At 70.9% G+C, this 4,331-nt stretch carries 6 protein-coding genes and 1 tRNA gene; 2 read left to right on the forward strand and 5 right to left on the reverse strand.

Going from position 1 to position 4,331, the window contains the following annotated elements; translation table 11 throughout:
• Both AX685_RS00935 and AX685_RS00940 read right to left on the reverse strand, forming a co-directional pair.
• A partial coding sequence (locus tag AX685_RS00935) for a septal ring lytic transglycosylase RlpA family protein (RefSeq protein ID WP_156445581.1) occupies nucleotides 1-776 on the reverse strand: 776 nt, incomplete at its 3' end.
• On the reverse strand, nucleotides 760-1,782 hold the full coding sequence (locus AX685_RS00940; RefSeq protein WP_231738484.1) for a lytic murein transglycosylase: 1,023 nt from the start codon (nucleotides 1,780-1,782) through the stop codon (nucleotides 760-762). The genes AX685_RS00935 and AX685_RS00940, both read right to left, overlap by 17 nt.
• A gap of 199 nt (nucleotides 1,783-1,981) precedes the next feature.
• On the opposite strand from AX685_RS00940, the gene AX685_RS00945 reads away from it, so the two are divergent.
• Nucleotides 1,982-2,071 (forward strand) — tRNA-Ser (locus tag AX685_RS00945).
• 31 nt (nucleotides 2,072-2,102) lie between these two features.
• On the opposite strand, the gene AX685_RS00950 is transcribed toward AX685_RS00945, so the two are convergent.
• From AX685_RS00950 to AX685_RS00960, 3 genes are read right to left on the reverse strand one after another with little or no spacing between them, the layout of a single operon-like run.
• The gene (locus tag AX685_RS00950) at nucleotides 2,103-2,537 is read right to left on the reverse strand and encodes a DUF1178 family protein (RefSeq protein ID WP_066484435.1); all 435 of its coding nucleotides are present in this window, start codon (nucleotides 2,535-2,537) and stop codon (nucleotides 2,103-2,105) included.
• 3 nt (nucleotides 2,538-2,540) lie between these two features.
• Nucleotides 2,541-2,798 carry a glutaredoxin 3 gene (gene grxC / locus AX685_RS00955; RefSeq protein ID WP_066484441.1) on the reverse strand — a complete coding sequence of 86 codons (258 nt, stop codon included), beginning with the start codon at nucleotides 2,796-2,798 and terminating at the stop codon, nucleotides 2,541-2,543.
• A 42-nt stretch (nucleotides 2,799-2,840) separates the two neighbouring features.
• Complete coding sequence (locus tag AX685_RS00960) at nucleotides 2,841-3,611, reverse strand: ComF family protein (RefSeq protein WP_066484442.1); 771 nt, start codon at nucleotides 3,609-3,611, stop codon at nucleotides 2,841-2,843.
• Between AX685_RS00960 and AX685_RS00965 the strand changes: the two genes are divergently transcribed.
• Nucleotides 3,610-4,331: class I SAM-dependent methyltransferase (locus AX685_RS00965; protein ID WP_066484443.1), on the forward strand; the 722-nt coding region annotated here is incomplete at its 3' end. The two genes, AX685_RS00960 and AX685_RS00965, sit on opposite strands and share 2 nt — an antisense overlap.

Genomic DNA, 4,331 nt, shown 5'->3' on the forward strand with positions numbered 1-4,331 from the left:
ACGCGGACCCGCCACAGTCCGTCGGCAGTTTCCACGCGCCCGTGGAAGCTGGCGGCAACCTCCATCGCGCGCGCCTCGTTAGAGAACGCCGCGATCTGCACGGTCAACGGCACTCCCGGCGGGACGGCGACCGGCGCCACCGGCGTCGGCAGGGCGCGCGTCGGCGCGGGCAATTGCCGCCGCAGCGGCCGCAGCACCGCCTCCGGCGTGTCCAGCCGCGGCGAGGCGGCCTGCCCCTGCGCGATCGCCGCCGCATCCGCCGGCGACGCGGCCACGCTGCGCACCCGTACCGGCGCAAGCGGCTTGGCTGCGGTACCCAGCGACCGCGCCGCAGCGGTCGACAGGTCGATCTCGCGATCGGGCGGCGTCGGCCCCCGGTCGGTGATCCGCACCAGGATCGTGCGCCCGGTGTCCAGAGCCGTCACCTCTGCGTAGGAACCCAGCGGCAACGTGCGATGCGCCGCGGTCATCCCGGCATTGGCGAAGGGCGCGCCCGACGCGGTCGTCGCGCCCTCCAGCCCATCGCCATACCATGACGCATAGCCGACCGCGTCATAGCCGGCCGCCGCGCCGTTCCCGGCGGTCGCGGCCGGTCCGGTGGCACTCGCCACCTCGGGCGGCTGGCTGGCACCCGCTGCGCTCGCGGGGGGACGCAGGGTTACCGCCGGCACGTCGTCGCTGCCGTTCTGCGCCGCGGGCAACGGCGCCGCATCGCTGCCGCACCCCGCCACCATCATCGCCAGTGCGGCCAGCACCGTCTCAGCGCGCAATCGCATCGGCCAGCAGCCCCACCGACAGCGCGTAGAAATTGGAGCAATTGTAATCGAGGATCACGCGATAGTTGCTGGTCAGCAGATAGGCGGTGCGCCCCGGCCCGTCCGGCTCGATCAGCGTCGCCTGCACGCGGTCGGCAGGCCAGCTGCCACTTTCGGGCACCATGCCCAGCGCGCGCCATTCGGCCATCGTCCGCCACCCGCTGTGGCGCTGGAACACCCGCGGGCAGCGCGGCGATACCAGCCGGTTGCGTACTTCGCCACGGTCGAACGTCGCCGGCACGCTGACCGCGACGCCCCACGGCTCGCCCGCGCGCCACCCGGCCATCGCGAAATAATTGCCGATCGACGCCAGCGTGTCCGCCGCGCTGTTCCAGATATCGGCGCGCCCGTCGCCATCGCCGTCGCGCGCCAGCCGCAGATAGACCGACGGCAGGAATTGCGGATTGCCGGTCGCCCCCGCCCAGCTGCCGAGCAATTGCGCGCGCGGCACCCCGCGGTCGATCATCTTCATGGCGGCGATGAACTCGCCCTCGAACAGCGGCCGGCGGCGTCCTTCATAAGCGAGGCTCGCCAGACTGCGCAGCAGGTCGAAATTGCCGGTGTAACTGCCGTAATTGGTTTCATGCCCCCAGATCGCAACCATGATCTGCTCGGGCACCCCGGTCTGCGCCTCTACATTCGCCAGCCGGCTGCGCTGCGCCGCGTAGGTGGTGCGCCCGCGCCCGATCCGTGCCGCATCGACATGCGCCGCGCGATAGGGCGCAAACATCGAGATCGGGGCATTGGGTGCCGTCTCCGGCTGCTGGCGGTCCAGCGCGACGACGCGCGGATTGAACGTCAGCGTCGGCAGCACCGCATCGACGGTCGCCGGTTTCACCCCGGCGGCGATCGCACGGCCGCGCACCTGCTGCAGATAGGTCTGGAACCCCGCCTGTTCGTCGGTCCCGACATCTTGCGCCGCGACCGGTCCTGCGCCGGCCAGGGCGCCCCCCGTCAGCACGGTCATGACGAGCAACGCAGCGCGCAGGCGCCGGGCGAGTGGTGCAACCCCCTTCATTCGCGCCGTTCTGACATAGTGGCGCGCCGCGCGGAACCGCAAATCACCGCCGCACTTGCACGACCGGGCGCACCCGTCCTAAGCGCGGCGCTCGCAACGGCACGATCGCGACGCGTGCCCAGTGTCGCGATCGCCGCTGGCGAACCGCGGAAGAGTGGCCGAGTGGTTTAAGGCACTGGTCTTGAAAACCAGCGACGGGGCAACCCGTCCGTGGGTTCGAATCCCACCTCTTCCGCCAGCCTCTCCGACTGATCTGCGCGATGCCGGTGTCAGTTAAGCTGCTTCGGCGGCGTCACGGGCAGCGGCAGCGGAGCGACGGGAACGCCATCCTCGATCAGCGCGATTACTTCCGCCGTGCTCGCCTGGCCGTGGATAGCGGCATGTTCGCTGTCGCCGTCGTGCATCGCGCGTGCTTCCCGCGCGAAATCGCTGCCGACCCAGCGCGAATTGCTCAGCAGCCGGGCCTGTACCTCTGCGAGACGCGCGAGGATCGCGCGGCGATCGTCATCGGTGGCGAAGGGCGCCGTATCGCGATTGCCCTTCGGCGCGACGTTCGGGGCCATCACCGCCTTGCCGATCTCCACATCACCGCACAGCGGGCATGACACCAGCTTGCAGTCGCGCTGCTGCTCGAACGCGGCGCCGGAGGCGAACCATGCCTCGAACACATGGCCCCCGCCACAGCGAAGGTCGAAAACGATCACGGCTCAGCCCGCCAGCATCGCATCCAGCTTGCCGTCGCGCTCCAGCGCGGCCAGATCGTCCGATCCGCCGACATGCGCGCCGCCGATGAAGATCTGCGGCACGGTGGTACGGCCATTGGCGCGCTGGATCATCTCCTCGCGCTTGCCGCGATCCATGGTAATGTCGGTCTCCTCCGGCGCGACGCCCTTGGAGGACAGGAGGTTCATCGCCCGCGCGCAATAGGGGCAGAACGCCTTGGTGTAGATTTCGACCTGTGCCATCCCTTGTAGGTGTGATCGCGGACGCGCGCTGTCAATCCGCCGTCACGCCTCCTGTGCTTCGACAATCACCCGCGCCCACGCCAGCACCGTGACACGCGCGACGCCCGCGCGGCGCAGCACCGCGATGCAGGCATCGGTGGTGGCGCCGCTGGTATAGACGTCGTCGACCAGCACGACATGCCGGCCACGCAACCGATCCGCCGCGCCCGGAGCGACCGCAAACGCCCCGGCCACCGCTTGGCGGCGTTCACGCGGGTTGCGGCCGCGCAGGACGGGGGTGGCGCGCCGACGTCGCAGCAGGTCCATCGCGCTCTTCACACCGCTGCCGCGCGACAAGGCCGCCGCGATCAGCCCCGCCTGGTTGTAGCCGCGCGTCCACAACCGCCAGCGATGCAGCGGCACGGGCAGCAACAGGTCGGCATCCGCGGGCAGGTGGCGCTGCATCAACCGCGCCATCGTCACCGCATAGGCGGTGCGCCGCTGGTATTTCAGCCGCAGCGCCACCGTGCGGGCCACCTCGCCATAAGCGACCGCCGCGCTGACCCCGGCGTGTTGCGGCGGCGTGGAAAGGCAGGCCCCGCATTGCGCGCCCTCCCCCCGGTCAGTCTCGAAGGGGCTGTGGCAGGTCGCACACCACGGCGGCCCCAGAAACCGCAAACCGCCCCAGCATCCCGCGCAGAAGCGGGCGGGCGCCTCCACGATTGCCCCGCATCCGGGGCAGCGTGGCGGCAGGGCCAGGTTCAGCAGGCGGGTGAGCGGCACCTCCCCCTTGTGGCCACGCGCCCGAGCGCGCACAAGCCGCAGCCGGATCATGCAGCCCGTCGACATCTTCGATCGCTCCGCGCGCCGTCGTCACCGCGACCGCGCCGCCCCGCGCTATGCCGCGCACGATTTCCTGCGTGTCGCGATGCTGGACGGCATCGCCGACCGACTGGCCGCCGTCACCCGCACCTTCGCGGACGTGCTGGATATCGGCACGTTCGATGCCGCCTTCGCGCCGTTGCCGGGCACGCGGATCGCGCGGCTGGACCCCGGTTTCGCCTTCGCAAGCGCGGCCGGGGGGGTACAGGGCGATGAAGATCGCCTGCCGTTTGCCGATCACAGCTTCGATCTGGTGGTCGCCGCCGGAACGCTCGACAGCGTCAGCGACCTGCCGGGGGCGTTGACGCTGATCCGGCGGACCTTGCGCCCCGACGGGCTGTTTCTTGGCGCATTCGTCGGCGGCAACAGCCTGCCGCAACTGCGCGGCGCGTTGCGCGCGGCCGAAAGCGATCGCCCGGTCGCCCGCTGCCACCCGCTTGTCGACGTGCGCTCCGCCGGCGACTTGTTGCTGCGCGCCGGCTTCGCGCTACCCGTCGCCGACATCGAAACGCTGTCGGTGGGTTATCCGGGGATCGGGCGGCTGCTCGAGGATCTACGCGGAATGGCGGCGGGCAATGTGCTGCTGGAACGGCACGCGCTGCGGCGGGACACACTGGCCCGGGCGGCCGACGTGTTCGCCGCGGCGCGTGCCGTTCCAGCAGCACATTGCCC

The organism is Sphingomonas sp. CCH9-F2 (genome assembly GCF_001556735.1).
Taxonomy (GTDB): Bacteria; Pseudomonadota; Alphaproteobacteria; order Sphingomonadales; family Sphingomonadaceae; genus Sphingomonas; species Sphingomonas ginsenosidimutans.